This is a genomic window from Pontibacter qinzhouensis (genome assembly GCF_008017455.1).
GTDB lineage: Bacteria > Bacteroidota > Bacteroidia > Cytophagales > Hymenobacteraceae > Pontibacter > Pontibacter qinzhouensis.
In genome coordinates this window covers 1-25,029 of the sequence record NZ_VRTY01000092.1, presented here as the reverse complement: position 1 = coordinate 25,029, position 25,029 = coordinate 1, and the positions used below count along the sequence as shown (strand labels likewise).

General features: G+C 48.1%; 15 protein-coding genes. 4 read left to right on the top strand and 11 right to left on the bottom strand.

Annotated elements, in window-relative coordinates; genetic code table 11:
- Window positions 1-609: 609 nt before the first annotated feature.
- Entirely contained in the window at window positions 610-3,714 is a 3,105-nt protein-coding gene (locus FVR03_RS19055; protein WP_222707271.1) for a transglycosylase domain-containing protein, read from the bottom strand.
- A 1,015-nt stretch (window positions 3,715-4,729) separates the two neighbouring features.
- Here FVR03_RS19055 and FVR03_RS19050 point away from each other — a divergent pair.
- On the top strand, window positions 4,730-5,143 hold the full coding sequence (locus FVR03_RS19050) for a hypothetical protein (protein ID WP_147923363.1): 414 nt from the start codon (window positions 4,730-4,732) through the stop codon (window positions 5,141-5,143).
- A gap of 440 nt (window positions 5,144-5,583) precedes the next feature.
- Here the strand turns inward: FVR03_RS19050 and FVR03_RS19045 are convergent, their stop codons facing one another.
- The 5 genes from FVR03_RS19045 to FVR03_RS19025 all read right to left on the bottom strand — a co-directional run bounded on the left by FVR03_RS19045 (window position 5,584) and on the right by FVR03_RS19025 (window position 11,256).
- The gene (locus FVR03_RS19045; protein ID WP_147923362.1) at window positions 5,584-6,960 is read right to left on the bottom strand and encodes an ABC transporter permease; all 1,377 of its coding nucleotides are present in this window, start codon (window positions 6,958-6,960) and stop codon (window positions 5,584-5,586) included.
- A 1-nt stretch (window position 6,961) separates the two neighbouring features.
- On the bottom strand, window positions 6,962-8,383 hold the full coding sequence (locus FVR03_RS19040) for an ABC transporter permease (protein WP_147923361.1): 1,422 nt from the start codon (window positions 8,381-8,383) through the stop codon (window positions 6,962-6,964).
- Between the two features lie 119 nt (window positions 8,384-8,502).
- Entirely contained in the window at window positions 8,503-9,210 is a 708-nt protein-coding gene (locus FVR03_RS19035; RefSeq protein WP_147923360.1) for an ABC transporter ATP-binding protein, read from the bottom strand.
- Window positions 9,211-9,656: 446 nt separating this feature from the next.
- Window positions 9,657-9,977, bottom strand: coding sequence for a hypothetical protein (locus FVR03_RS19030; protein WP_147923359.1), 321 nt, complete (start codon window positions 9,975-9,977; stop codon window positions 9,657-9,659).
- A gap of 427 nt (window positions 9,978-10,404) precedes the next feature.
- Complete coding sequence (locus FVR03_RS19025) at window positions 10,405-11,256, bottom strand: ROK family protein (protein WP_147923358.1); 852 nt, start codon at window positions 11,254-11,256, stop codon at window positions 10,405-10,407.
- A gap of 271 nt (window positions 11,257-11,527) precedes the next feature.
- Between FVR03_RS19025 and FVR03_RS19020 the strand changes: the two genes are divergently transcribed.
- Window positions 11,528-12,538 (top strand): FAD:protein FMN transferase, encoded by a 1,011-nt coding sequence (locus FVR03_RS19020; RefSeq protein WP_255474300.1) that lies wholly within the window; start codon window positions 11,528-11,530, stop codon window positions 12,536-12,538.
- On the opposite strand, the gene FVR03_RS19015 is transcribed toward FVR03_RS19020, so the two are convergent.
- The 3 genes from FVR03_RS19015 to FVR03_RS19005 are packed head-to-tail and all read right to left on the bottom strand — an operon-like array spanning window position 12,532 to window position 16,748.
- Window positions 12,532-14,727, bottom strand: a complete 2,196-nt coding sequence (locus FVR03_RS19015) for a PepSY domain-containing protein (protein WP_147923357.1) — start codon at window positions 14,725-14,727, stop codon at window positions 12,532-12,534. The genes FVR03_RS19020 and FVR03_RS19015 overlap by 7 nt on opposite strands.
- A gap of 15 nt (window positions 14,728-14,742) precedes the next feature.
- Complete coding sequence (locus FVR03_RS19010; protein ID WP_147923356.1) at window positions 14,743-15,231, bottom strand: DUF2271 domain-containing protein; 489 nt, start codon at window positions 15,229-15,231, stop codon at window positions 14,743-14,745.
- 5 nt (window positions 15,232-15,236) lie between these two features.
- A complete protein-coding gene (locus FVR03_RS19005; RefSeq protein WP_147923355.1) occupies window positions 15,237-16,748 on the bottom strand; it encodes an ankyrin repeat domain-containing protein in 1,512 nt (503 codons plus the stop codon).
- A gap of 394 nt (window positions 16,749-17,142) precedes the next feature.
- Here FVR03_RS19005 and FVR03_RS19000 point away from each other — a divergent pair, with 394 nt between their 5' ends.
- On the top strand, window positions 17,143-18,177 hold the full coding sequence (locus FVR03_RS19000; RefSeq protein ID WP_147923354.1) for a helix-turn-helix transcriptional regulator: 1,035 nt from the start codon (window positions 17,143-17,145) through the stop codon (window positions 18,175-18,177).
- Between the two features lie 192 nt (window positions 18,178-18,369).
- Here FVR03_RS19000 and FVR03_RS18995 read toward each other — a convergent pair whose 3' ends face one another.
- Entirely contained in the window at window positions 18,370-20,061 is a 1,692-nt protein-coding gene (locus FVR03_RS18995; RefSeq protein ID WP_147923353.1) for a RagB/SusD family nutrient uptake outer membrane protein, read from the bottom strand.
- A 17-nt stretch (window positions 20,062-20,078) separates the two neighbouring features.
- Window positions 20,079-23,081: a SusC/RagA family TonB-linked outer membrane protein gene (locus FVR03_RS18990; protein WP_255474299.1), complete on the bottom strand. Its 3,003-nt coding sequence runs from the start codon at window positions 23,079-23,081 to the stop codon at window positions 20,079-20,081.
- Between the two features lie 887 nt (window positions 23,082-23,968).
- On the opposite strand from FVR03_RS18990, the gene FVR03_RS18985 reads away from it, so the two are divergent.
- Window positions 23,969-25,018 (top strand): glycoside hydrolase family 43 protein, encoded by a 1,050-nt coding sequence (locus FVR03_RS18985; RefSeq protein WP_147923352.1) that lies wholly within the window; start codon window positions 23,969-23,971, stop codon window positions 25,016-25,018.
- The last annotated feature ends 11 nt before the right edge of the window (window positions 25,019-25,029 follow it).

The following is a 25,029-nucleotide window of genomic DNA, read 5'->3' as shown; positions in this document are numbered from 1 at the left end:
GCAGGGACGCTCCCGTCCGAAAGCAGAAGGGCTTTCTCCGGCAACGCCGCAGCAAGACGTAAAGTCCTAAATCAGAGATTCATGCCTTTGGCTCTTTTTCCCTTCTTTGCCGCTTTAGTGACCTTTGATGCCATCCAGCCCTAATAGCCTGAAAGCTTCGCCATTTTAAAATCTGAAAATAATCCCAATGACGGATTTAACTTGCAGCTAAACGTAATAAACCTACGCTTATCTGCACTATGTGCTAAGGTATTATATCTTTGTTCGCTGGTTTAAAAAGAGGCAGCCAAAAAAGTTTAAGCTAATATAATATAAACAAATTTATAAAAAGCCAACTTAAAGCAGCAAAATAGAAAAACACCAGACGCTTTACCAAAAAATTACAAATAATGTAGTAAAAGAGCACCGAATCCAACTGCGCCGTTATATTTGTTTTTAGGCTTAATCAGAAGAATGAATAAAGATGCTTCTACACTTAAAAATCTGATGATTAGTTACATACAGAGACTACCCCACATACTTTACCTCCAGCCAGTACTTTCCTACTGGTCAAACATGCCTTTCTCTTTTCCTGAAAATAGCGGTAATGCAGCCAAAGCTATAAGCTCCTTATTTGCCTGATGCAACTGCTGCTATTTCCTTGCCTGAGGGTTCTGACACCAAAGTATCTGGCAGGGCTGAAGGGTTGTGCACATCCAGGAAAGGAGAAATTAGGGGGGCCATTCCGCGTAGCACCTGCACAGGCAACGATGAGGTAAAATGGAACGAAGCAGCCTCCCGGCCCGGCACATAGGCTGTAAGCGAACCGAAATGTTTATCGCCAATAAAGAACACGAATGTGGCCGTACGGTTAATGGCACGTGATGTTAGTCTACGGCCCCTGGCACTGCTCGTAACACTGCGGTTATCGCCTGTGCCGGTCTTACCACCTATCAGCAACGGCTGCCCGTCTGCTGTGTTAAAACCGCCCTGCAATCTCCGGGCAGAACCTTCGTCTACTACCTCGGTTAGTGCTTCGCAAACAACAGCCGCAATGTCAGGTTTCAGCACCTGCTCCCCCTGGTTTGGTTGCATAGCCAGCATGGCTTCGTAAGGTGTGTTGGCGGCAAAATGCAGGGTCTGCAGGCGCAGGGTGCGTTGCCGAACGCCATTGTTGAGCAATATGCCCATAAGTTCTGCCAGCGACTCCGGGCGATCGCCAGACGAGCCTAAGGCAGTGGCTAAAGAAGGTACCAGGTGATTAAAGGAGTAGCCAAGGCGTTTCCACCGCTTCTGGATGTCTTCAAAGGCATCTAATTCCAGTATGGTACGAATACGGGAATCGCGTGCGTTTTTATAGCGTGTGCGCAGCAGCCAGGCGTAAACTTCCTGTCGCTCGTTTTCACTGGCGTTTATAAGTTGGGGCCAGTCAGTGTCGGGGTGCTGCAGCATGTACTGCAGCAGCCAGAGCTCCAACGGATGCACCCGGGCAATATAGCCCTGGTCAGCAAGGTTGTATGCCTCCGGACCATACTGGTGGTAGAGCTCCGAAATCTTTTTATGAGTCAGTTTTTCGTTAGGTAGCTGCTCCCGCAGGTACTTGCTGAAACTAATGGAGTCTGTATCCGGGTAAAGGAAGCGGTGCACCGATGCCAGCCTGGCAGGGTGAGGCCTTAAACCAGCCAGGAATAACTTAAATCGCTCGTCAGCGGACTTGCCTTTGTATTTATGCCAGAACCGGAGCATATATACTTTTGCTTCGCGGTCGGCAAACCTGGCGATGTACTCGCGCCGGCGCGGATCGGTATTTGTCTGGAGAAGCTGCACACTGTTGGGTACTTGCTGGCTGATAGTGTAGCGCACGATATCGCGCATCATTCGCACAAAAGGCAGGTTAATAGATTTCGCAAACGATTCCCGCACAGTTGGGATACGCCCATTGTCTTCGTTTCTGAAATTATTGAAGCGGTGAACTCCCCCACCGGTAAAAAACGCCTCACCGGGTCCGGCAGAGTAGCGGCGATCCAGGGCGGCATATAGTGTAGCTTTCAGGCTTTTATCTTTTGATTGCAGCAGGTATTCCAGCACCCAGCGCGAAAGGTTATCCTGGGGCTCAGCCAAAGCTGCTCGCAGTGCCGCGGGTGCCTGCTTGGCATACCGGTCGTGTATCTCGCCAATTACTTCGAGGTAGGTTACCAGCACCCGCAGTTTGGCAGTAGAACCCAGCTCCAGTTTACTTCCCTCGTTTATGTTGAATGGCTGATCGGTGTTATCTGTTTGTACCCGCACCAGGTTCCCATTGGCAGTGCGCTCGAGCAAGGTAAAACTGTAGAGCACCTCCTTTGTGTGGTCTGCAGCCAGCATGTTTTTGCCCACTACACCCACCGAAGCAGCAAATTCCGGATCGGCCAGGCGGTTAAGGTAGTTGGTTATCTGCTCCTGCAGGTCATGCTGCAGGGTAGTACTGGCCGTCAGGTCCAGTCGATCGAGGTCGTAAAGCGGTTTGCCCAGAAGGCCGGAGAGGTGCGTACGCACCATAAGCACACCTTTTTTGGTTTCCTGTGGCACCACCACCGGGTTTGCCCGGAAGTCGCGGAAAGTGACCTCCCAACCCAAGCCTGCATCGCGCAGTTCGGGGCTGATATAACCGTTGGAAGCCAGCAGGCGCAGGTAACTGCCGGTTAAGGCATTCAGTTCGGCATGTCCTTTTGGCCCGAGGTAGTACGACGGGCGGCGCTGCGCTATCATGAGGGAGAGTACCTGCCGCAGTGCCTGCCCCTGGGCAAGCAGGCTGTCGCCGGTAGGGTTAGGTAAGCGTAGCAGCTCGTTCAGCTTTTCGAACTCAGCGGCAAACCACACCCATAACCCATCGCCAAGCCCATGTACCTCACCGTAACCAGGCGCACCCGAAAGAGGCACCGAATTGACATAAGACAAAACAAGGTTTTGGCGGGCAGGCATGGTCTCTGTACCTCCCTGGTAAGTCCTGACACTTGCCGAGATCATCTGGCGCAGCTTCTCCCCGGTATCGGTTGTAACACCATCAGGCGAATGCCGGTACTTCTCCATTTGTGTTGCCAGTGTGCTGCCTCCTATAGTAGACGACTCTACCCCTACTTTGCGTGCAGCTTCGTGCATAGAGGCTTTTGTAAAGCGTACCCAATCTATGGCTGGGTTCATAAAAGGCTTCTCGTTATTGAGGAGTTCTCTGTTCTCTATAAAGAGCAAGGCATTAACAATAAGAGGCGGAACAGCCTCAAAACTGGCATACACCCGCCTGGGGTAACTGAACTGATAGATAGAGTCTCCTTTGGCATCGGTAATAGTTAACCCCGCCTGCGCTTTCTCTTGGTAAGGTATAAAATAACCGCGTGCGGCATACTCCAGCAGCGATGGCGACAGAACAGCCTGGTGCGTTATGGCCATACCACTTTTAGTTGACCTCCTTAAGAGCGCAGGCAGCAGCGCATATCCTAAGCGGGTGTCGTAAGGCCCTGCATCAGGGTAAATTACTTTATCGCCTGCACTTCCGGTTTGTAAGGTATACGTTAATTTAGAGCTGTAAGCATAAAGTTGACGCGCCTGAAATCTGGAGGTTTTTATCTCGTAACCGACCAAAGCAACCATGCTGGCTAGGAGCAAAAGAAGTACTCCAGCTACGACCCATTTCAGCATAGGCCTACGCTTCTTCTCTTTCTCATCCTTCAGGGTGGGACTGTAGTAGTTAGTCAGCATAATTGTACTATTTTTCAGTTAACGGGGAAGCTCAATTTTATCTACGTGTATCTTGTATAGACGGTAATGCTAAGAATAAAAAAGATGCTGATAATTTTTGATTAGTACCTTTAGCTCTATTTAAACGAAAATAAGGCTATTCTGCTCTCTAATCAAATTTTTCGGTACTGCTGCGCCATATCTTTAATTCTAAAAAGATTTAATGCAATTACCTATATAAAAGAAATGCCCTGTAGTAGCCCCAAACAACTTCTAAAACCATATTTTGCATTAATCAGTTTTTAAGTGCTACTTAATATCCTAAATTTACTGGTACCTACATGTATTTATAGTTACCCTACTGTAGCTGCCATCTTACCTTTAGCGCCCTTCCTTTAGTTGCTCTATGTATCCCCCTACTCACGCTGCTGGTAAAATTCAGGAGTTGCTATTTGGCATCCATCTTCCCTGGCATGCAAGGTAAAACTAAGTGAGTTATGCTGGCTTTAAAATTCCTCCAACTGAAGTAACCAATTGGTTGTTTAGAGATGTACAGCTCTATCAGGTGCTACTGTCTTATGTTACCAGCTCGTAAAGAAACGGTACATCTGTTTTTCGAGCGGCTCTACACAACCAAATACCTCTTTACCCTTGACTCAAAATATGATTTTTTTCTTCTGAAGGCCTCACTCATTCAAATAATTTACCGGAGCCCAAAAACATGCTGCTACATTATAACCTGAGGCAGCTGAAGTGCATAGTTGAACCAGGAGCCTATTTAAAACCTAAGGAAGGAAGCTTAAAGAATGAGAGAGCAAAAATGAATATCATTAATTTATGAACCAGTAGGAATGGTGCACAATCTTTTTTGGGGAGGCAGCAGGAAAATCTGCAACAAATTTGGCTTCCGGTAAGTATAGCCTTTTTAACCGGGCAACCAATTGTTAGGTAGTTACTTATAGTACCTGGAACCGTGGCTGCAACCTATTAAAAACATTCTATAGTTTTTTACTTATTAGTTTTATCTCACCCACAAATGAATCTACTTGAGACTACCCCAACTACCTTAGGCAAACCTTTGTCTACCGGTATTTCTACATTAGTTTTACCAGATCTTCACGAGCACAATATTGCCAAAGTCAAACAAAGTATCGACAGCTTTATAAGTTCGGCTAGAAAATACGGTACGGCCAGCGTTATCATAGATGGCTCTAACTCGACAGTAACACTTCCTGAAATTACCTTCAAGCTTATTCTGGATTATATAGCCATTGGTCTAAAGTCGGCTCATGTGCAGCGGGCAGCCCGGGTGCAGTTCTCAAATACCTTACACGAAGCGCAGGCAAAAGATAGTTTTAGCACTATAGAACGCACCCTCAGGCCTTCTTTTCAATCAGAAGAATTTGAGACCGTTATAGAAGCTAATGCCTGGTTAAGCGTTTTCTCTTAAACTAAAACACAAAGTACCCCTCAGGTTGCCTGCACCACGCTAACTTGCAGGCCAAGCTTGGCTTGCTATTAAATATAGCACTTTAGTATTATCCTCAGCGTCAAATCCTTTTCGGCTCCGGCTCAACCTACTTGCATATAAAATATAGCACTGGTTATGACCGAACTGCTTCCGCAAGCTTTCAGCTCGTGGTTTCTTTTAGTGGCGAATTTATAACTCACCTCCTATACAACCACTAGCTGAAAATTTTCATCAAAGTTAGGTTTAGATGTCATCCAGCCAAATTATTTAAATAAAAACAGCCTTCAGAAGGAATTTTAGAAGAAAGTAGCCAAGGGTTCCTGCAGTAGTCCTGGCTGTAGTGAAAATATTCTTCATCTTGATTTTATAAATTTCACGATTGCGGGCTCCTTCAACCTACCTTCAGGCTTTGAACTGCATTAGGTGGCGCTTCTGGCCCTGAACAGCAACAAACCGACAACATAAACCAGCAACACACTAATGCCCAGTTTGAAGATACCATTCAACCCCACCCCATAATCGGGGGAGGCAGTAAAGCTGTGCCTGGGTTCGACTGCAAAATCGGCGTGTGTAAAGGGCACCTGGTTAAACAGGAACGGGTAATAAAACTCGCGGAGCGAGGTGTGGTAGTCGGTGGCACTCTGCAGAAAACCCAGGTGAGCGGGCAGATCAGAAGCAGCCACAGCATTAAAGATTCCCTGCACATTTACCGGCACCGACAGCACATTCAGCTGCTGCACCATGTCGTAACGCGCCTGCAGACTGTGCAGGTAATCGCTTGCTAAATCTTCAACGGCCATATCGCCCAGCTGATGAAAAGCGTAATACCAGCGCCAGACAAAACGCTCCTTAATCTCGGTGGTATCGGTGTATTGCGGGTAACGGGCAAAGAACTGTTGCAGTGTTTCCTGCTTCGGTTTATCCCAGCCTCCGTGCACCACCTCGCGTTGTTTAATGGTTAAGGCCAGCGCCTGCGGTACCGGCTGTTTCACCGATACGTACACATTCAGCAGGGCCGGAATAACAATTGCCAGGAGCAGCCAGATGCCCAGCAGCGAAATAGCATTAAAGGCCGAGTTTTTCTGAAGGGCAGCCACCAGGAAAGCAACACCAAACCAGAACAGGCAATACAGCACCACCACCGCCAGCCATAGCGTAACACGGGCATCGGGGCTCACTCGCGCCCACACCATGGCCACCACCGATAGCAGCAAAGCCAGCCCAAGCACCAGCAACAGCCGGAAACTAAGCTTGGCTCCCACCATCAGCGGCAGGCTTACTGGCTGCGACAACAACAACGGCAGTGTGCCCTGCTCCTTCTCTACCGACAGAATATTAAAGCTCAGTGCAATTATGAGCAGCGGAAATAGGTACACCAGCACAAACGCCAGGTCGAAGTTGCCGGCCAGCACCTTCAGCGGATTCACGTTTTCGGTGTCGTATAGCTGCGACTGCAGGTTAAGCAACCGGAGTTTTATATAGAAAGGGTTTACATCGCGTTGGCCCAGCGAGAGGCCGGCCCAGCTATCGGGGTGGTGCACAGCAAAAGTAGAATGATAGTAACCTATGTCTCCGGCATCTGCCTCGCCCGGAAACTTCTCTTTCATCTCCTCCACGTTCTGCTCGGTCAGCAGATCTAAGGCCTCAATGTTGTTTCGCTGACGCTCCACCTCAGTGGTGCCATAATAAATGCCATACAAGCCAGCAACCAACGTGAGCACCGTCAGCAACTGCAGTCCTCTGTCTTTCCGGAAGTTAAGCCACTCGTAGGTAAGCAGTATTCTGAATATTCTCATGTTAAACAACGTTAATGTTTTCGATCAGCTTAAAGCCACCCACACAAACCAGCAGTAACCAGAACAGCAGCGCCACCACCGACACCACATGGTTACACAATGCCCAGCCTGTGCCGGGAACCTCGTATCGGAAAGGCTCGAATTCTTTCCAGGTGCTATTACTCAGGCGGGTGGTTTTGTCGCCGTACTGCAGCCGCGTTGCCTGTATGTTGTTCAGGCCCTGAGCCAGGTTGTAACGGTAGGTTTCTGCCTTGTTCTGGAAATGAATGTAATGCTCAAAGTCGGAGCCAGCCATGCCCATAGACAAATGGCGAACAGCCAGGTAAGGGTTCAGCAGCCCAGCGTACACCGAGATGCTGTTCTGCTTTTCAAACACCTCCGTCAGTTCATCGAAATGTTCCTGGTACACGTGGCTACTGTGTTCCTCGCCAGCCGCCATCCTGATTCCGTCGAAATTGACCGGCAGTTCCTCGAGTGAATTTACGCCGTACTTCTTAAACAGCTCCTGCTTCAGTGCCTCAGCCCGCTCGTCCTGCTCGTTATGGCCATCAATTCCTTTGGCAACCTCCTCATGCACATCAGCATCCATTTGTGCTTTGGTAGGCGTTGTGTAGAGGGTGGCACCCAGGTTGGCGGTTGCCTTCGGAACAAAAATGCAGCAGCTGATCCAGATGGCCAGCAGCGTAACCAGGGCGGTGCTGGAGCGCTGGTGCAGTGCCGACACCACTACCGACAGCACGATAAAAATAAAAAAGTAAGCCAGGTAAAACACCACGAACAGCAGCATCCGGAGCAGTGCGTTACTAGCTGGCTCAAAACCGCCGGCACTAAAAAGCAAGATGCTGGCCAGCACCAGCGATGGCGCCACCACCAGTGCCACCACCTGGCTATAACCCAGCACTTTAGCCCAGGCCGCCTGCCGCAACGACACCCCCTGGCTGAGCAGCAGCTTGAGCGTACCGGTTTCTTTTTCCTGCGTAAAAGCGCCGAAGCACAAAAATATAATGAGCAGCGGCAGGAGCATCTGCAGCACAAAAGCCACCGTCATTTCGCCAAAGCGGATCAGCGAAGCCGATTGCTGCGCCTGGCTGAAGTTGGCACTGTTCTGTCTGTGTGCTTCCAAAAAGACAGAAGCTCCTGTAAAAGAGTCGAGCCCGAAGTCGAGGAAACTGATACTTGATTTTGGCCTGAAGGCAAAGGAGCCGAAATGCGCCATGCGGTGCGGGTGACGGTCGGCGGCATTTGCAAACTGCTCGTTAACGGTTGTCTGGGCCAGCTCGCGCTCGGCCTGCTGTTGTTTGTAGCTGTGCAGGCCCACTATGGTAGCTGCCAGCAAAAGCAGCAGCACCGCCGCACTTAACACCATAAAACGGCTGTCGCGGAGGGTACTTATAAATTCTTTTTTCGCTATACTTTTTACCATCTTTTATGTTTTTAGATAGTTTCTGCTTCTGTCTGCTACCTTATGAGCAGGAGCAGCAGTAGCACATCATATGCTAAAGCTCCTGCTGCTGCCAGGCAGTTAATCTCTTCTGAAAAACATCAGTGCATGTAGTTTAAGTAGAGTTTCTCCAACTCATTCGCGTTCAGATCCGATGTCGCCAGCAGGTCCACCAACTCGCCCTCGCGCATAATACCGACGCGGGTACCAACCTCCTTTGCCCTGAAAATATCGTGAGTCGCCATAAAAATACCCGTGCCTGCCTTGCTGAGCCGGAGCAGCAGCTCCGAAAACTCATTGCTCGCTTTTGGGTCCAGCCCCGATGTTGGCTCGTCGAGCAGAAGTACTTTGGCATGTTTGGCCACGGCAATGGCAATGCCCACTTTCTGGCGCATTCCTTTTGAGTAAGCCCCTACTCTACGTGCAGCTGCTTCTGCAGGCAACCCCGCCTCCACCAGGTACTGCATCAGTTCTTCTTTCTTATAATCGAAACCTGCCAGCCTACTGAACAAAGCCAGGTTTTCAAGGCCAGTTAAATTGGGGTAAAGCATGACGTTCTCCGGAATGTAGGCCAGGTATTCTTTCACTTTTGTCACATTGGTAGCTACCTCCAGGCCGTTAATAAAGGCTGCTCCTGCTGTAGGTTTTATAAAACCCAGGAACAGGTTAATAGTAGTTGACTTACCGGCTCCATTCTGCCCCAGCAGGCAAAAAATCTCGCCTGCCTGCAGCTGCAGGTCCAGGCCTTTCAGCGCCAGTTTGTCTTGATACTGCTTTTTAAGCTGCTTTGCTTCTAAAACAATTTCCATAAGTATTTTTCAAAAGATAAATGTTTGATTTAATGTAAAGGTCTGCCCATACAGCGGCTGTAGCTGAGGAACCTTAAACTGTCAAGCTGATTCGTTTCTAGATTATTCGAATGAAAACAGTCTCCAGAAGGTTTTGCATCGGAATTTTGCCAAGGGTCAACCAGACATGTTTCAGAGGCTAGGAGTTAGACAACTGATCAAAAAGCTCCTGCAACGGAGAAGTCAGTGCCGGGCTCAAACTTCTTACACCAGGTTTAGCATCCAATAAACAGGACAAGGCAGTACTTGAAATCGCTCTCAATGTTTTCGGTTCCTGTTACTGACGCAAGCACCTGACTGGCAGCGAACCTGTAGCTACTCAAATTATGCTAATGAAATAGCCCTTCCAAAAGAAAATCCTTTCATTTTAGTCAAGGGGTGTCTGGATCAGGAACTGGGTTTAAGGGTTATGCCGTAGGCGGACCTCGAAGAAGGGAATTGTTCGGATAGGTAAATTTCCAGGTATAGCTGCAGGGTTGGGTATAGTAACCTGGTACTACAACTATGGCTGTAGAAGCAAAAAAGTCGGTTAACAGGAAATTGCTGTTATCAAAATCATCGACATGGCAGTGGATATGCGCCTGGCTCACTTCATCGCTGCTGTGCTGCACCTGCTCGTGCTCCAGATGCTCATGCTGGTGCAAAGCCAATATAGCAGCATCTGGCACCACTACTCTGCAGAGCAGCACCAGAAAAAACAAGGCTATAAATACCGGCGAACGATGCATGGTGTACGAATAATTATCAGAGGGATGCTAAGCTCAGGCTACAAGATATTATTTTTGTCCGGCTCGAAAAACCAAAACCGAGCTTATGAACAGGTTGCTAAGCAGTAGCTATTTGCAAATATGTTGCAAATATAGACACATACCTGGTCAGCTACAACTTATTTTAGTTGAAATTCGTGTTGCTACATGTTATTAATAGGGCTTAGAAACCAAATTGACCTTGTGGAGCTGTTTGTTCAATAGGAAGAAAACAGTCTTGCACGCTACTACTTGTTTCTCCAATTTAAACTACTCCGAATTCCTACGGCTTGAGTCAATACAGAAAAACGTAGCTCTTGCAATCGAATTATTTAAATAAAAAGAGCCTTCAAAAGGAATGCAGGCAAAAAAGCCTCAAGGTTATAAGCTCCGTTCTGCTTTACCTGCACTAGCTCCAGAGGCTGGCTGCTCCCACTAAGGCTGCTGATTCTGCCAAAAGTGTTTTTTTGAGCGGTATCTTGATACCTTTCGCAGCTAAAATCTTCTCAGTTCCCGGCACGAACAGGTCCCAGGCGTTGGCTATGTTCCCTCCTATTACCACCACATCGGGCAGGTCAGCCCTCAGAGCCTGCTCCAGAAAATCGGCCAGGTTCTCCGACAGATGTTGGAATACCTCCCTGGCCTGCTGATCGGTTGGGTAAAGCTGTGCCAGCTCCTTCACGCCGCGTAAGGTCTTTCCTGTCAGGGCTTGATATTGGTGGAGACAGGCGCGTGTAGAGAGGTAGTTTTCGGCGATACTAGCTTTAAAGGGCATACACCATAAACTGGCATCTTCGCTTTTGCCATTTAAGAATCTGGCAGACCCTAAGCCGGTGCCTAAGGTAAAGCCCATGGCCTTTCGGGCTCCTTTTGCCGCGCCACCAAACACCTCGCCCAATATAAAGCAGCTGGCATCGTTGGCAAAGCAGATGGCGCTCTCCTGCAGTTGCAGTTCTGCCGCCAGCATCGACTTAACAGGAAGTTCGAACAAGGAGCCATACTTGTCCTGCCCTTGAATGTAGGAGATGCCTTTTTCATAATCGAAAGGGCCAGGCATGGCGATACCGATCTTTACATCTGCGGAGGAGACAGTGGCAATTAACGGTGACAGAGCAGCTGCCCAATCCTTTATGATGGCAGCCGCTTCTCCGCCAGAATGGATAGATTGCCTTACTATGGTTGCCGGAAGAATGGCTTGTGCCTCCATGTCTATTTCCGCAGCTGTTATATGAGATCCTCCAATATCAACTCCAAGTACCATATTTCTTTCTGTTATTGCTCCTGATTATAGTTCGTATTGTAAAAAGTCTAAAGCTATAAAAAACACTGTAAATCGCATAACTGCAGCAGCTCCTCCGCCTGTACTTTTTGCAATGCTGCTCCTTTACAAGCAGCTATAGCTATAAGTTTCTTAAGCCTGAAGCAGGAAAACGGCGTTTTCTATGGCACTTAGGCAAGCTGTTTGTAACTTGCCGCTCCAACACCCAACCTGCTGCTGCCGAAGCTCTGGCTGGCGCGGATTACCTGATAAGATGAAGCTTAACTTTTTATGCCTGTTCCTGTTTTCCTGCTGCATCAGTAGTGCCCAGGCACAGGTGCTGCATACTCGCAATGCGCTTTTAATGGGTGGTCGCTTTAACATCAGCCTGGTTGCCCCCGACTCCCTGACGGCTGAAAAACAGATTGATGCCGTAGTTGCTGAAATAGATCGTATCGAACAACTTATCTCCGACTGGATACCGGCCTCGCAGGTATCGGAGGTAAACCGGAATGCAGGTGTTAAACCCGTGAAAGTAGACCGCGAAGTATTTGCCTTAACGCAACGGGCACTGCGCTTGTCTGCAGAAACAGGCGGTGCCTTCGACATTAGTTTTGCGGCTATGGAGAAGATATGGAAGTTCGACGGCTCCATGACCACCATGCCCACTCCGGAAGCTGTAAAAAAAGCCGTTTCGAAAGTAGGGTACCGGAACATTGAGCTAGACTCTGCCGCCTCTACTATCTTTCTGAAACTGGAAGGAATGAAAATAGGCTTTGGTGCATTGGGCGAAGGATACGCTGCCGACAAGAGCCGCGACATGATGCTAGCCAGTGGAATACCAGCCGGCATAATTAACGCTACCGGCGACATGGCTACCTGGGGTAAACAACCGGACGGAAGCGACTGGGTGGTAGGCATTACAAACCCGCTGGATAACGGCGATATTTTTGCCGCCGTGCCGCTGCAGCAGAGTGCAGTCGTGACCTCGGGCAGCTACGAGAAATTTGTAGAGTTTAACGGAAAACGGTACTCTCATATTATTAACCCTGCCACCGGTTACCCCGCCACCGGCCTCAGCAGCGTAACCGTATTTGGCCCTAGTGCAGAGCAAGCCAACGGCTTCAGCACCTCCATGATGGTGCTCGGGAAGAAAGCTGCACTTCGGTTCATAAAAAAATACCCGGCTTACAGCTATGTATTGATAACAGATAGAGGACGCATTTTTGCCTCTAAAAGCACCGGCATTAAAATGCGCCGCTTAAAGAAACAGCAGGCTCAATAACAATCCATGAGCACCTGGCTGCGCGACTGATAAAAACTAATGTCGTGGGGCAGGTATTTCTGGCAAGCTGAATCCAACAGTTGCAGCACATCTTTCTGCATGGCCAGTGAACCACAGAGCATCAGAACACCGCCTTGCTCCAGTGCCTGGGCCATGGCCTGTTCATCCTCCTGGAGCAGGTCGCATACATATTGCTTTTTCCCTTCCCGCGACAGAGCAACTTTTAATTCGGACAGTTTTCCTGCCTTCTGCTGCTCTTCCAGAAACTGGCTATAAATCCGGACAGAAGCACTTTCCCGGAAGCCACAGTAAAGCCGCACCGGTGTCTTCTGCTTATTCTCATCAATCATGCCCAGAAATGGGGCGATGCCGGTGCCGTTCGAGATCAGGATAACCTGCGGCGCTTTTACCGGGAAATGGAAATGTTGGTTCTGCAACAGTTTCGCGCGAATCTGCTGCCCAGGTGCTAAGGCGTGCAAAAAAGCCGATCCTAATCCATTCGGGTACAACCTGACGCTCAACTGGATTTCATTTCCGATTACGCCAACAGAGTAAAGTCTTTCTCGGTGGTCGTTCGCAGGGTAAATGCCGAGCAAGTCACCGGACTTAACTTTTGTGCGGCCCCTGGCTTTCAGGCGGAGCAGAAATGTGTGGCCATCGGTGCCGGCAGGTGTATTTACTGTAACCGTGAGCGTTTTCAGAGCTTTCGGAGCTGCACCTGCAAGGTCTTCAGAAAGCCCTACTACAATACCAGTTTGTTGCGACCAGGCCTCTGCCCACCGGCTAAAATCTTCCGGCGACTTATCGTTTACCGTATGCACATCTATCAGAGGAGAGGCCCAGCGCTGGTTTAGCAGCAACTGATGCACCTCAAAGGCAAATTTGCAAAAGTCGGGGTAAGCATAAGAGCCGAAGCCAAGCACCGAAAAAGACACAGGCTGCTGCTGCTCTACTCCTTCCAGTTGGCTGACAAATTTTGCAGCATCTGTCGGGGCCTCACCCAACCCATAAGTTGCCGTTAGAATAATAAAGTGACTTGCCTCTGGAAATGCCTGGTAGCTATTCAGGTTGGCCAGGTAAGCTTTGTGCCCCTGCTGCAGTAGTTGCCTGAAAACTGCGTTGGCATAGTGGTAGGTACTGCCGTTTTCAGAGCCAACAAGTAAAATAAACTGGCTTTCGGCGGCGCTGTACTTGTTTTTAACACGGCCGGAGAGGCGTTTCCAGGTAATCACAAAGCCGGAGTAAACAAAGAAAAGGATGTTACCTGAGGCAATGGCTAGAACAATAGACCAAATAATACTTCCGCGGCCGGTGTGCAGGTCGAGACTCAGATTGGTGAATAGAGTCGTGGCTGGGTACGGAACTTCACTTAAAATATCTCCTGTAAACTGGTTCACCACCAGCTCCCGGTCCTTCAGTTTCAGGGTATAATAATCTTCCGGAAAATCAGAAAAAGGGAATTCAACTGTCTGCACCTGAGCCAGCGCTGTAGCCTGGAAAACAGGAAAATCGGCGGCCGGTTTTTCAGGTTCAGAGGCTATGGCATCCAGGTCTACATTGTGTTGTACTTTTTCGTCTGGCAGCAGGCCAAAGCGCGACACAGATAAATAAGTGCCCGTAACTGCGATTAATATTATAGGAATTAGTGATAATCGCCCCAGCACCACGTGGTAGTACTGCGCCACGTTATCTTTTACAATACGACCAAAAAAGCGTTTAAGCCCCCGCTGCCGCTGCAGAATTAAAAACGTACCTGAAACCGCTATCAGCAGCAACAGAAAAGAAGTGAGGCCTATAAAGAACCGCCCTGTCTCCTTCAGGAAAAGGGACCGGTGAAAAGCTGTTACCCACTGAAAAAATTCGCTCTGCTGCTGCACGACACCTAGTATGTGCCCGTTTCTGGGGTTTACATAAGCCTGCACATCGTTTCCGTCTGCATCGGTGCCTTTTACCGTCACAAACTGGTTGGCATCTACGCTTAGTTCTATAAGTTCGGGGTACTGCTTTTTTAGAACCGTAATTGTTTGGGCCAGGTTTAGCTCCTCAAACTCCTGCACCCGGTAGCCCGGCAGTTTTGTTGCTACCGGCTCAAAAGCCAGTATAATGCCTGTTAAGGCAGCAAGCACTATAAAAACAAAAGAAGATACAGCCAGTGCTAAATGGCTGTATCTCCAGACTGAAATGGTCATAAATGGCAGGAGAAATTAATTAGCACTGAAACGCACATAACGGATAAAACCGGTACCGTCGTTTTTGGCTGCGAGTGCTTCTGTTGTTAAAGGCATTTCGAGGTCTTTCACATAATACTCCTTGTTTTCCACGGCACTCTCGAACCGGAGCTTGTAGCCTGCATTTATTTTGCTTTTGTCGATCTCGATTACGTTAATGCTGCGGTCACCTCCTGTTACAGATGCTCCTGTAATGGCACTAATGTTAGCAGGCTTCTTCTTCTGAAACTTGTGCCATTCTTCGAGGGTGTTGTACCACTTCTTATCTGGCCCCAGCACATACAGGGTTTTCTCGTAGGCACCTTTACTATCAACAAGCGAGATAACGATATAGGCTCCTTCACCCATATAATTCGTCATCTGGATCATGCATTTATATTTGTTTACTCCCTGCGCAAACGAGCTGGAACAGACAACAAAAAAGAAAGCCACGAACAAAAGGGCCGTTTTTAAAAATTGAGGCATTGTTATTATTTCAGGAAGTTAACGGATATATTGTTTTTGGTGAGCGACTCGTTCTCGCTGGCCAGGTCGAAGGCTGTTTCGTCGAAGTTCGTCCCGATTTCTTTTTTAGCACCTATACTTACCAGGTATTTCAGAATAGCATCATCTTTAGACACCATGGCTGCTTTGTGCAGTGCTGTAATGCCTTCTGCATTTTTATGGTTTATATCGATGCCGAGTGGTTGCAGGCGCTGCAGCAAAGGCAGGTCGTTTTTTACCACAGCTACATGGTACAGCGTGTTACCGTTTTTTTGCGGTGCCTTTACCTGCAGGCCTTTTGCCTGCAGCAACTGCAGCTTAGCATCGAACTCGTCTTTCTTAGGTGCGTTAACAGAGCGTTCGCTGGCCGGCGTGTAAGCCTGCACCAGGTGGTAAGCCAGGTTGTTTCCTTCCTGGTCCAGCACCTTTACATCGGCTCCTTTTGAAGCCAGGAAGCGGGCCATTGCGAGCGAATTAGTGCGAACCGCCATCGTAAGGGCGCTCATGCCCTGCTTGTTTACATGGTTTATATCCTTCACTTTTGGTAACAGCAGCGCTATAATAGCAGTATCCTGGTTGCTGGTGGCAGCATTCAGGAGCGCGGTGTTTCCTTCTGCATCGGCTTTGTTTACATCTACTCCTTTAGATAGAAAGTACTTGATCGTTTCTGCCTGGTTTGGCTTACGCACCAGGAAATGCAGCACATTTTCTCCGTTCTTGTTTGTGACGGTCGGTTTTATTCTAAGGCTTTCGAGGTACTGGAAAAACGGCAGCCCGATTTCTTCGCCGCCACCGCCTCTGCGGCCACCACCCTGTGCCGCTGTCAGGAGGGCATACTCATTTACGGTAACACCTTTTTTAACCAAGGCTTTCAGCTGCTCCACATTACCACCTCTGGCTGCGTAACTAAAAGCGTTATAACCCATGGCATCGGTGCTTTTCAGGTCGAGCCCCTTACTCACAAAGTAGTTTATCAGGTTCAGGTCTTTATCGCTGGCAGCAGCTAAAAGTAAGGCGTTAGCACCGTTTTGGTTTAGTTCTTTTTTAGGGTTGGCACCGTTCGCTATCAGTAAGTCGTACACTTTGGTGTTCTGCTGCCCGCTGCCTGCTGCAAAATTAAGCGGTGTGGTGCCGTGGCTGTCCTCAAAACTTACGTTGGCTCCCTTGCCGATCAGGTATTCCATAATCTCTGTGTTACCCCGGTTGGCAGCCCAGTGCAGGTAATGGCGTCTGTCGTGGGTAATTTTATCGTGGGTGTTGCCGGGCTGCTCCAGCAGATATTTTATAGCAGCTGTTGGTGCCTGTGCATTTATAGCCATTACAACAGCGTCGAAAGAGGCCGGATTCAGTTCAGCCGGATCATTGCCTTTGGTCACCTCTGCTTTTACTGCTTCCACATCGGGCTTTGCCTGCCAGAACGACTGGGTGAGCAGGCTGTTTTGTTGCGCCTGCGTAGCCAGAGAAAAAGCTAAAAGGGCTGCGGTAAAAATTTTCTTCATGTCAGAAATACATTTAAGTGAAATAAAAGCAGTTGTACAACAGAACGAAAGCATGAACGATCAGCTACTCTTTTATTAAGAAGAATGGATCAACACTCTTACTGCATTCTCTGCTTAGCAGGTCTGGTTAGATAGGTATTAACCTAAAATCTGCTGGCGGTACAAAATCAACGTACTACCGAACATCCTATTTTTATTTAGACTCATTATAAGTAGTCAACAAAAGTATCATGCTGCACTTCTGATTTATATCGGGAAACGGAATAAAAATATCAAAAGTGGTAATATTTAATATTTATCTTTATGCCTGAAATCTGCATTTTAAAGAGCAGCAAGAGATAAGCGTATCACCTATTATTTCTAATTTAAAATTACTTCGGCCACACCACCAGCTATGCTCATCAGTACAAGATTTTTAGAGGCGCATAAAACCATTTGCCACCTGGAAATCCCGGACGATTTACGGGAAGAAGCCCTACTGCACAGCGTTGTAGTGCAGGACAAGGAAAACCAGTTTGCCACGATCAAAAGCAAGCTTACATACTTGCCAGGCCTTTGCCTGCTCGATGCAACAGTGCAGGTACATCAGCAACTAACGGAAGAGGTATTGCTGGCAGGTGCCCACATCCGGCTGCTGTTTTCTTTGGAAGGCAATTCGCATATTTTGGATGTGGAGAAAAAGTGCTCTTCCGAAGCGTATGCAGGCGTTCTGCGGAGACAGTACCAGCAACAGGCGCAATGGCAAGTTACGATGCCAGCAAACCAGCAGGTTCGGTATGTAGCCATTATTTTGTCGAGAGCATACGCTGAAAACTTGTTCCGTCATGAGCCGTGGCGGGTGCAGGATGGCTTTTTAGAGCATTTATTTAACGACCAGCCTTTAAATACACAGGAGGAGCAGTTTTTTATCACGTTGCCTGTTCAGAAGGTCTTACACGAGTTGTTGAACACAGATTACAGCGACCTGACGAGGAAATATTTTATTCAACTAAAGCTGAAAGAGCTTTTTTTCGTGCTGCACAAGCAGCCAGATGTGTCCTTTTCTTCCCGGCATTTCGCACCCGAAGTTTATAAAAAATTGGTAAAGGCAAAGGCGCTGCTGCTCTCGCGCCTGAACGAGCCTCCTACCACCAAACAACTGTCGCGGTTGGTGGCCTTAAATGAACTCCGGCTGAAACAGGATTTTAAAGCCTTGTATGGCACCACCATCCATGCTTATATCATTGCTTGCAGAATGAAAAGGGCGCAAGAACTGCTGCAGGAGAATTGCTCTGTAAACGATATGTCGGCCCGGCTGGGTTACAGGAGCGTTTCCCACTTCATCCAGACGTTTAAGAAATACTTTGGCGAAACACCGAAACAGGCACTCAGCCGATCATCAAAAGTTGTCACAACTACTGTAGGCGAAGCGGCAAATGCTGGCATCTGATGTAGAAGTGTGCATCAACCAGAGTTGGGTTGGCATAAATGCTAAATTATTCTAATGAAATGGCCCTTCCAATGAGTTATTGCTGATTTTTAGTCAAGGGTCCAACGTATTAGCTACATAGTAAATCGAGGCGCTGGGGCAAAAAAAATGGGAGGAGCAGTTTAACCGCTCCTCCCATTCCTTTAGCAGGTATTACTGGTATCCTTCGTTCTGGAAGAATTCACCAGGATTGGTAATGACATCTAACTGAGCTTGCGGAATGGGTCTTACCGCATGGAAACTTTGAATATTAGGAGCTGCATCGGGGTTGTGTGCCCTTACACGCTCCACGAGTTTGTTTGTGCGCTTCAGGTCGAACCAACGCTGCTGCTCACCACCAAATTCACGGGCTCTTTCGTCCAGAATAAAGTCGATGGTCAACTGGTCTGCTGTAATCTCCATGGCAGTTTCCTGACCTGGCAGAGCGGCTCGTCTGCGCACGGCGTTCATATAGGTTACTCCCCCGCTTGCATCGCCGAGCATCATGTCGGCTTCTGCCGCTATGAGGTGCATTTCTGCCAGCCTGATTACAAATGCATCGCGCCGGCCCTGTTGCTGCGATATGGTTTGCCGCGCAGGGTCTAAGAACTTTTTCAGCGACATATAACGATCCCGAACACGTGGTGCCCCGTTGGCATCGTAGGTTCTGCTGCGATCTATAATGGTGTAGGGGCGAGCATTTTTAACAGCATTCGGCACAACATATTTGCTGGCTAAAATGGCTGTATCTCCGGCCTGAAAGGTTACGTTTCGCTGGGTGCCATCGGTGTTCGTAACAGTAAAGGTGCCTGGGTTATTGGCGTACCAAACCGTTTCGAAGGTTGTGTTGAAACGGGCATCCTTAGATTCGTCGAAAAGATCGAGGAAGTAGGCGGTTGGCATAAAGCGGGAAAAGGGCCGCCCATACCGGATATCGCGTTGCATGCCAGGCAACTGGTCGTAGGTCATCAGGAAGAAGAGGTGGGCATTATTGCCTCCGTCTCTTAACAAAATGTCATCTGATGGAGAACTCGTTAAGCCATCGAACTCTCTGTTCAGGATAAGATCGGCGGTAAAGTTCACAATCCAGATCGCTTCGGAGTTTCTGGTGTTGTTCACATCCCATAGCTGGGCATAACTTGGCACCAACGTGAAGTTATACTCGTTTATAACCTTTTTAGCTAACCTGGATGCTTCGGCGTAATTGCCACGGTACAAATACATCCGGGCCATAAAAGCCTCTGCTGCAGGCTTTGTCACGCGTCCATACTGGGCCGAGGTTACGGGCAGATTCTCAGTCGCAAAAGTCAGGTCCTCCAGTATCTGCGTGTAAAAAGCATCTACTGAAGTGCGGTTAGCGATGGTCTGAACGCCGATTGTTTCTTCAGTAGCCAGATGCACCCCTCCCCAGGTTTCGACAATGTGCCACAAGTAGAACGCCCGCAGAAATTTTGCCTCACCCTCTCTGATCAGTTTCTGGCTGGCAGGCAACGGCGAAGCTGGAATTCTGGCTACAGCTGCATTGGTTGCGTTCAGGGCTGCATAAAAGCGAGTCCAATAAAAGTTGATAGGAACATTGGCACCAGAGAGATCGGAGTTATAGAGTGCCACCGGCGGGTTCTCCATGCCGCTGCCCCTCGTAAAGATGTCGGTTCCTAACTCAGTTAAGGCAATGCCATCTTCTTTGCCATACCAAAAGCGCATGGGCGTGTAAAGCGAGTTCACCAGGCTCTCAATTCCTTCGGTGGTGCCGTAATAGTTATCTGATGTTAACCCGGAAACGTTTTTCTCATCTAAAAAAGACTCGCAGGAAACAGCGGAGAGTAAAGTAACGGGCAATAATAGTTTATATAGTAACTTTTTCATGATCTAATCTCCTGTTCTTAAAATTCCACATTCAATCCAAATACCATTTGCCTTGTCATCGGAAAGCTGAGTGCCCCACCCCTTTCCGGGTCGTAAGGCGCAATTTTGCTGTACAGGATGAAATAATTCTTAGCTGTTACGTAAGCCCGTAACCTCGAAATTTTAAGGTTCTGCGTTAAGCTGGCAGGGAAGTTATAAGCTAAGGTCATGTCGCGTACTTTGGCAAAAGACCCATCTACATACTGCAGGGTGGAGTAATAACGGGTACTGGCACGGCTGGTGCCGGCATTAGGGCGTGGGTAAGCATCGGTAGGGTTTTCAGGAGTCCAGTAATCTACTACGGGGCCGTTTTCGAGGCCGTCTACTTTATAAGAGCCGGCCGCCTCACTTATGATAGTCTGCCCGAATCTGGCAAACAACATAAAAGAAAAGTCGAAGCCTTTGTAACCGAAGCGGTTGGTAAAACCTAGGGTCCAGTCGGGCACACTGTTGCCGAGCACGATCCTGTCTTCAGGCGTAATAATGCCATCGCCATCCTGATCTTTTACCCGAATGTCGCCGGGCTGCTGTTGGTTCTGCGAGGCCAGATCTTCCTGGCCGAGTTGCCATATACCGATTTTCTCGTAGTCGTAAAAGCTCCTAATCGGGTGCCCTACGTGCAGACCAAAGTCTCCAAAGCTAAGATCGCGCTCCACTCCTTCGCCGATGTAGCGTACTTCTTCTTTGTTTCTGGCAAAGCTTACATCGGTGGCCCAACGGAAGCCGTCTGCCTGATCGATGTTAATGGTACCGAGTTGCAGTTCCACCCCTCTGTTCCGGACTTTACCGATGTTATCGATTACACGCTCATAGCCGGAAGTAGTGGGCAGGAGCCGCTCCAGCAACAGGTCGCGGGTATCTTGCTGGTACACATCGAGGGTACCGGTTACGCGGTTGTTAAACAGACCGAAATCAAGACCGGCATTAGCCGTGGCAGTTGTTTCCCAGCTAAGGTTGGGGTTTGGTAATGCGCCAGGGTAATACCCGAAGGCAGGAGTTTCGGCTGTGCCCTGGTCGAAGGCGTAGGTGGAGCGGCCCAAGCCACCCAGCGTCATGTAAGGGTTTATCTGGCTATTGCCGGAAACACCATAGCTTAACCTAAGCTTCAGATCGGTTATGGCATTCAAGTCGCGCAGAAAGTTTTCTTCTTTTAAAATCCAGGCTACGGAAGCCGATGGAAAGTAGTCCCATTTGCTACCTTCGGCCAACACAGAAGCACCATCTGTTCGCATAACTAAGGTAAACAGATATTTGTTGAGCAGCTTATAATTCATTCTGGTGAAGAACGAGGCCATGCTTCTTTCAACTAAATTGCTCTGCAACTGGTACGCGGTTTGGGTGGCTCCGAGGTTGTAAAACAAAAGCGTAGAGGAAAGTACATCGCGGCCCTGTGCCGCGTAAAACTCGGTCCTTTCGCCCCAGATACTGCTACCAACTAAAAAGGATATTTCGTGGTTTTCAGAAATGTTTTTGCTGTAGTTGGCAAAGTTCTCCCAGGTAAACCTTGAAAACGTACCTACCTCAGCCCGTGCTAGCGATAGCCCGTTCGGTCCTGTATCGATGGTATTTGTGGCTGCAAACAAGCCGAGCCGGTTGTTCGATTGATCTATGCCGAAACGTGAGGTGATCGTTAGATCTGAAATCGGAGTGTAGTCTACAGACAGGTTAGCGAAGAAACGCCTGTTCACATCGTTGTTAACGTAAGCACCCGGCTGCTCGTCTACAAGAGCGTTCAGGGTGGAGGCATCACCTACCGGAAAAACCAGGAAATTCCCTTCGTCGTCGTAAGGCCGGCCCAAAGGACTCATTTTATTTGCCTGGTTCAAAGGGTCTCGTCTAATATCGCGGTTCCTGTTCGTGTATTGCACGTTTGTGCTCACCTTCAGGTTATCCAATACTTTGTAGCTGATGTTCATGCGGCCGCTATATCGTTCCAGTTGGTCGTTGCGTAGCAGCCCTTTTTCTTTAAAGTACTCTGTTGAGAAGTAGTAGGTCAGTTTATCGGTTCCTCCGGAAATGCCTACCTGGTAATTCTGCTGGCTTCCTTTACCAAGTAGTTCGTCGGCCCAATCTGTCCAGATACCGTTTCTAAAGTTTTGGTACTGTGCAGGCGGCAGAATGCGCTCATCGTCATCCGGGCTGCTCCACTCTCCTACAGTGCGGCGAGCCTCTCTTCTTAGCTGCACCCACTCCGGACCCGACATTATATCGGCGTAACCGTTTACAGACTGAATGCCATAATAATTGTTAAAGGTAACTTTTGCTTTGCCGGCGGCTCCGCTTTTTGTTGTAATAAGAATAACACCGTTAGCACCCAAAGAACCATAAATGGCTGTTGCTGTGGCATCTTTCAGCACCTCCATAGAGGCAATATCGTTGGGGTTAACATCCAACTGCCCGTCGTACCGGATACCGTCTACGAGCACAAGTGGCTGGTTGCTGGCATTTACCGAACGGTTACCCCTGATGTTCAGGTTCAGGCCCGCACCTGCCTGGCCACTCTGTACCGTTAGATCCAATCCTGGAACCTTACCCTGCATCACTTCCAAAGCGTTTGTAACAGGAATAGCGGTTAAGTCTTCGCCCCGAACTGAGGCTACAGACCCTGTCACATCCGATTTCTTGACAGTGCCATACCCGATTACCACCACCTCGTCGAGCGCCCGGGCGTCGGTGGCCAGGGTTATGTTAATGGTGGCCCGGTTATTAATCGGTACTTCCTGAGCCTGAAAACCAACATAGGAAAACAGAAGCGTACCTGTTCCTGCTGGCACTGTAAGCGAGTAGTCGCCATCGATGCTGGTGGAGGCGCCTGTACTTGTACCTTTCAGAAGTACCGTTACGCCTGGTAAACCTTCTCCTTTTTCATCCGTGACTTTACCACTAATTGTTTGGCCCTGCGCCAAGGCAAATGCCACATTGGCAAACAACAGCGGGATGAGGAGTAGATACCTGATCTTGTTCTGGAAAAAATTTTTCATAGGATATATAATTAAGTTGATGTTCCATAGGAATAGTTAGTAGCAGGATTTCAGCGCCTGCTAAAACTGCATAGTGATCTTCTAAAGTGTATTTTTTAGAAGTATATGGGAGCGTCTGGTGGTGGTAAAGCTAAAAGTCGATTATGACTCATTCTTTAACAAAAGCAAATAGAGAAATTGGTGTTAACTGCAAGAAGATGCCAACGTTGGCACATGTATGCAAAAATTAGAATTTCCTGCTACCTCTTCCGCTGCCCGTTGTATGTTCATATCCGTTTGTGTCGACATTGTGTTGCTGATGTATTTCTGGTAGTATGAATCCGCCTGTGTTTTTCAGGCAGATTAATTTGCACCCTAACGCGTAATCAGGTTAAATTACCATTACATTTTTTTCCAGGTATAATCAATTGACTATTGTACTAAATTGTACTGCAGCATGTGGTGGTGTTTATAGTCATACTTTAAAATCATATTTTTTTTGCTACTGTTTGTAAGAACATATTGTAAATCACCATCTTGTTTAGTTCAATAATTACAGGAATACTATTCTTAAAATTCTGCCACAACTGCGCAACCGATTGCATAGATAACATTTTAAACACCGAAATACAAACATTAGTAAGTTTAAGTTGTATATTTTAGTTAGATGGTTGCAAGTGCTGCTATAGGATTTGGGGCAGATATAAGTTTCAGCTTAACATTTTAAAAGTTACCCTTGATGCTTTTTAAAGCTAAACAGTTTTGGAGGCAGAATTCATTTAAATAATTTATTTGGCTTAATTTTTAGGCAAGGTCTTTGGAGAAAAACTATCTTTGTTAGTGATAAATGTATTTTATACGTTTATAAAACCAGGTTAACTTTTATTACCACTTTAACGCATTACATCATGAAAATCTTTAGACTTATTTTTGCCGTTACGCTCCTCCTTGCTGGGTTGTCTGCCAATGCGCAAAAGTTGAAGAAGAACCAATTCAACAACCCGATCGCCTTGCAGCGAGCTGACCCATTTGTTACAAAAGCCAGCGATGGCACCTACTATTTTATTGCTACCGTGCCAGAGTACGACCGCATTGAAATCCGTAGCTCAAAAACCATAAACGGCATTAAGGAGGCGACACCGGTGGTGGTTTGGCGGAAGCATACCTCCGGCCCTATGGGCAATCACATCTGGGCACCTGAATTGCATCGCCTCGACGGGAAATGGTACATCTATTTCGCAGCTGGCTCAGCAGAGGATAAATGGAAGATCAGAAAGTATGCCCTCTCAAACCCTTCAGAAGATCCGACAAAAGGAACCTGGACAGAAGAAGGTGAAATGGTTAGCGTAAGAAACGAGTTTACGCTCGATGCCACAACCTTTGAGCATAAAGGCCAACGCTTCCACATCTGGGTAGACAGAGCATCAGACAAAGTGGTGAACACTGGCTTATACATTGCCAAAATGACCAGCCCAACCACCTTAGATGAAAAGCAGGTTGTTATTTCGCAGCCGGAGCACCCCTGGGAAGTTATTGGGCACAGAGTAAATGAAGGGCCTGCCGTGCTGATCCGGAACGGGAAAGTGTTCGTAACCTTCTCTGCCAGCGCCACAGATGCCAACTACTGCATCGGTTTACTTTGGGCCGATGACAATGCCGACCTGCTCGACCCTGCCTCCTGGAACAAACTGCCTGAACCTGTTTTTTACTCTAACGAGGAACTGAACCGGTTCGGACCCGGGCATAACAGCTTTACAGTGGCAGAAGACGGTAAAACCGACATCATGATTTACCATGCCCGCGATTATAAAGAAATAGAAGGAGAGCCATTATACGACCCAAACCGCCACGCCCGTGCCAGAGTCCTGAACTGGACAAAGGATGGTATGCCCGATTTTGGTCAGAACCTCAGCGACAATGAAGCTGCATTAAACAAGCCTAAAAAGAAAAAGAAGTAAGGGCGCACCTG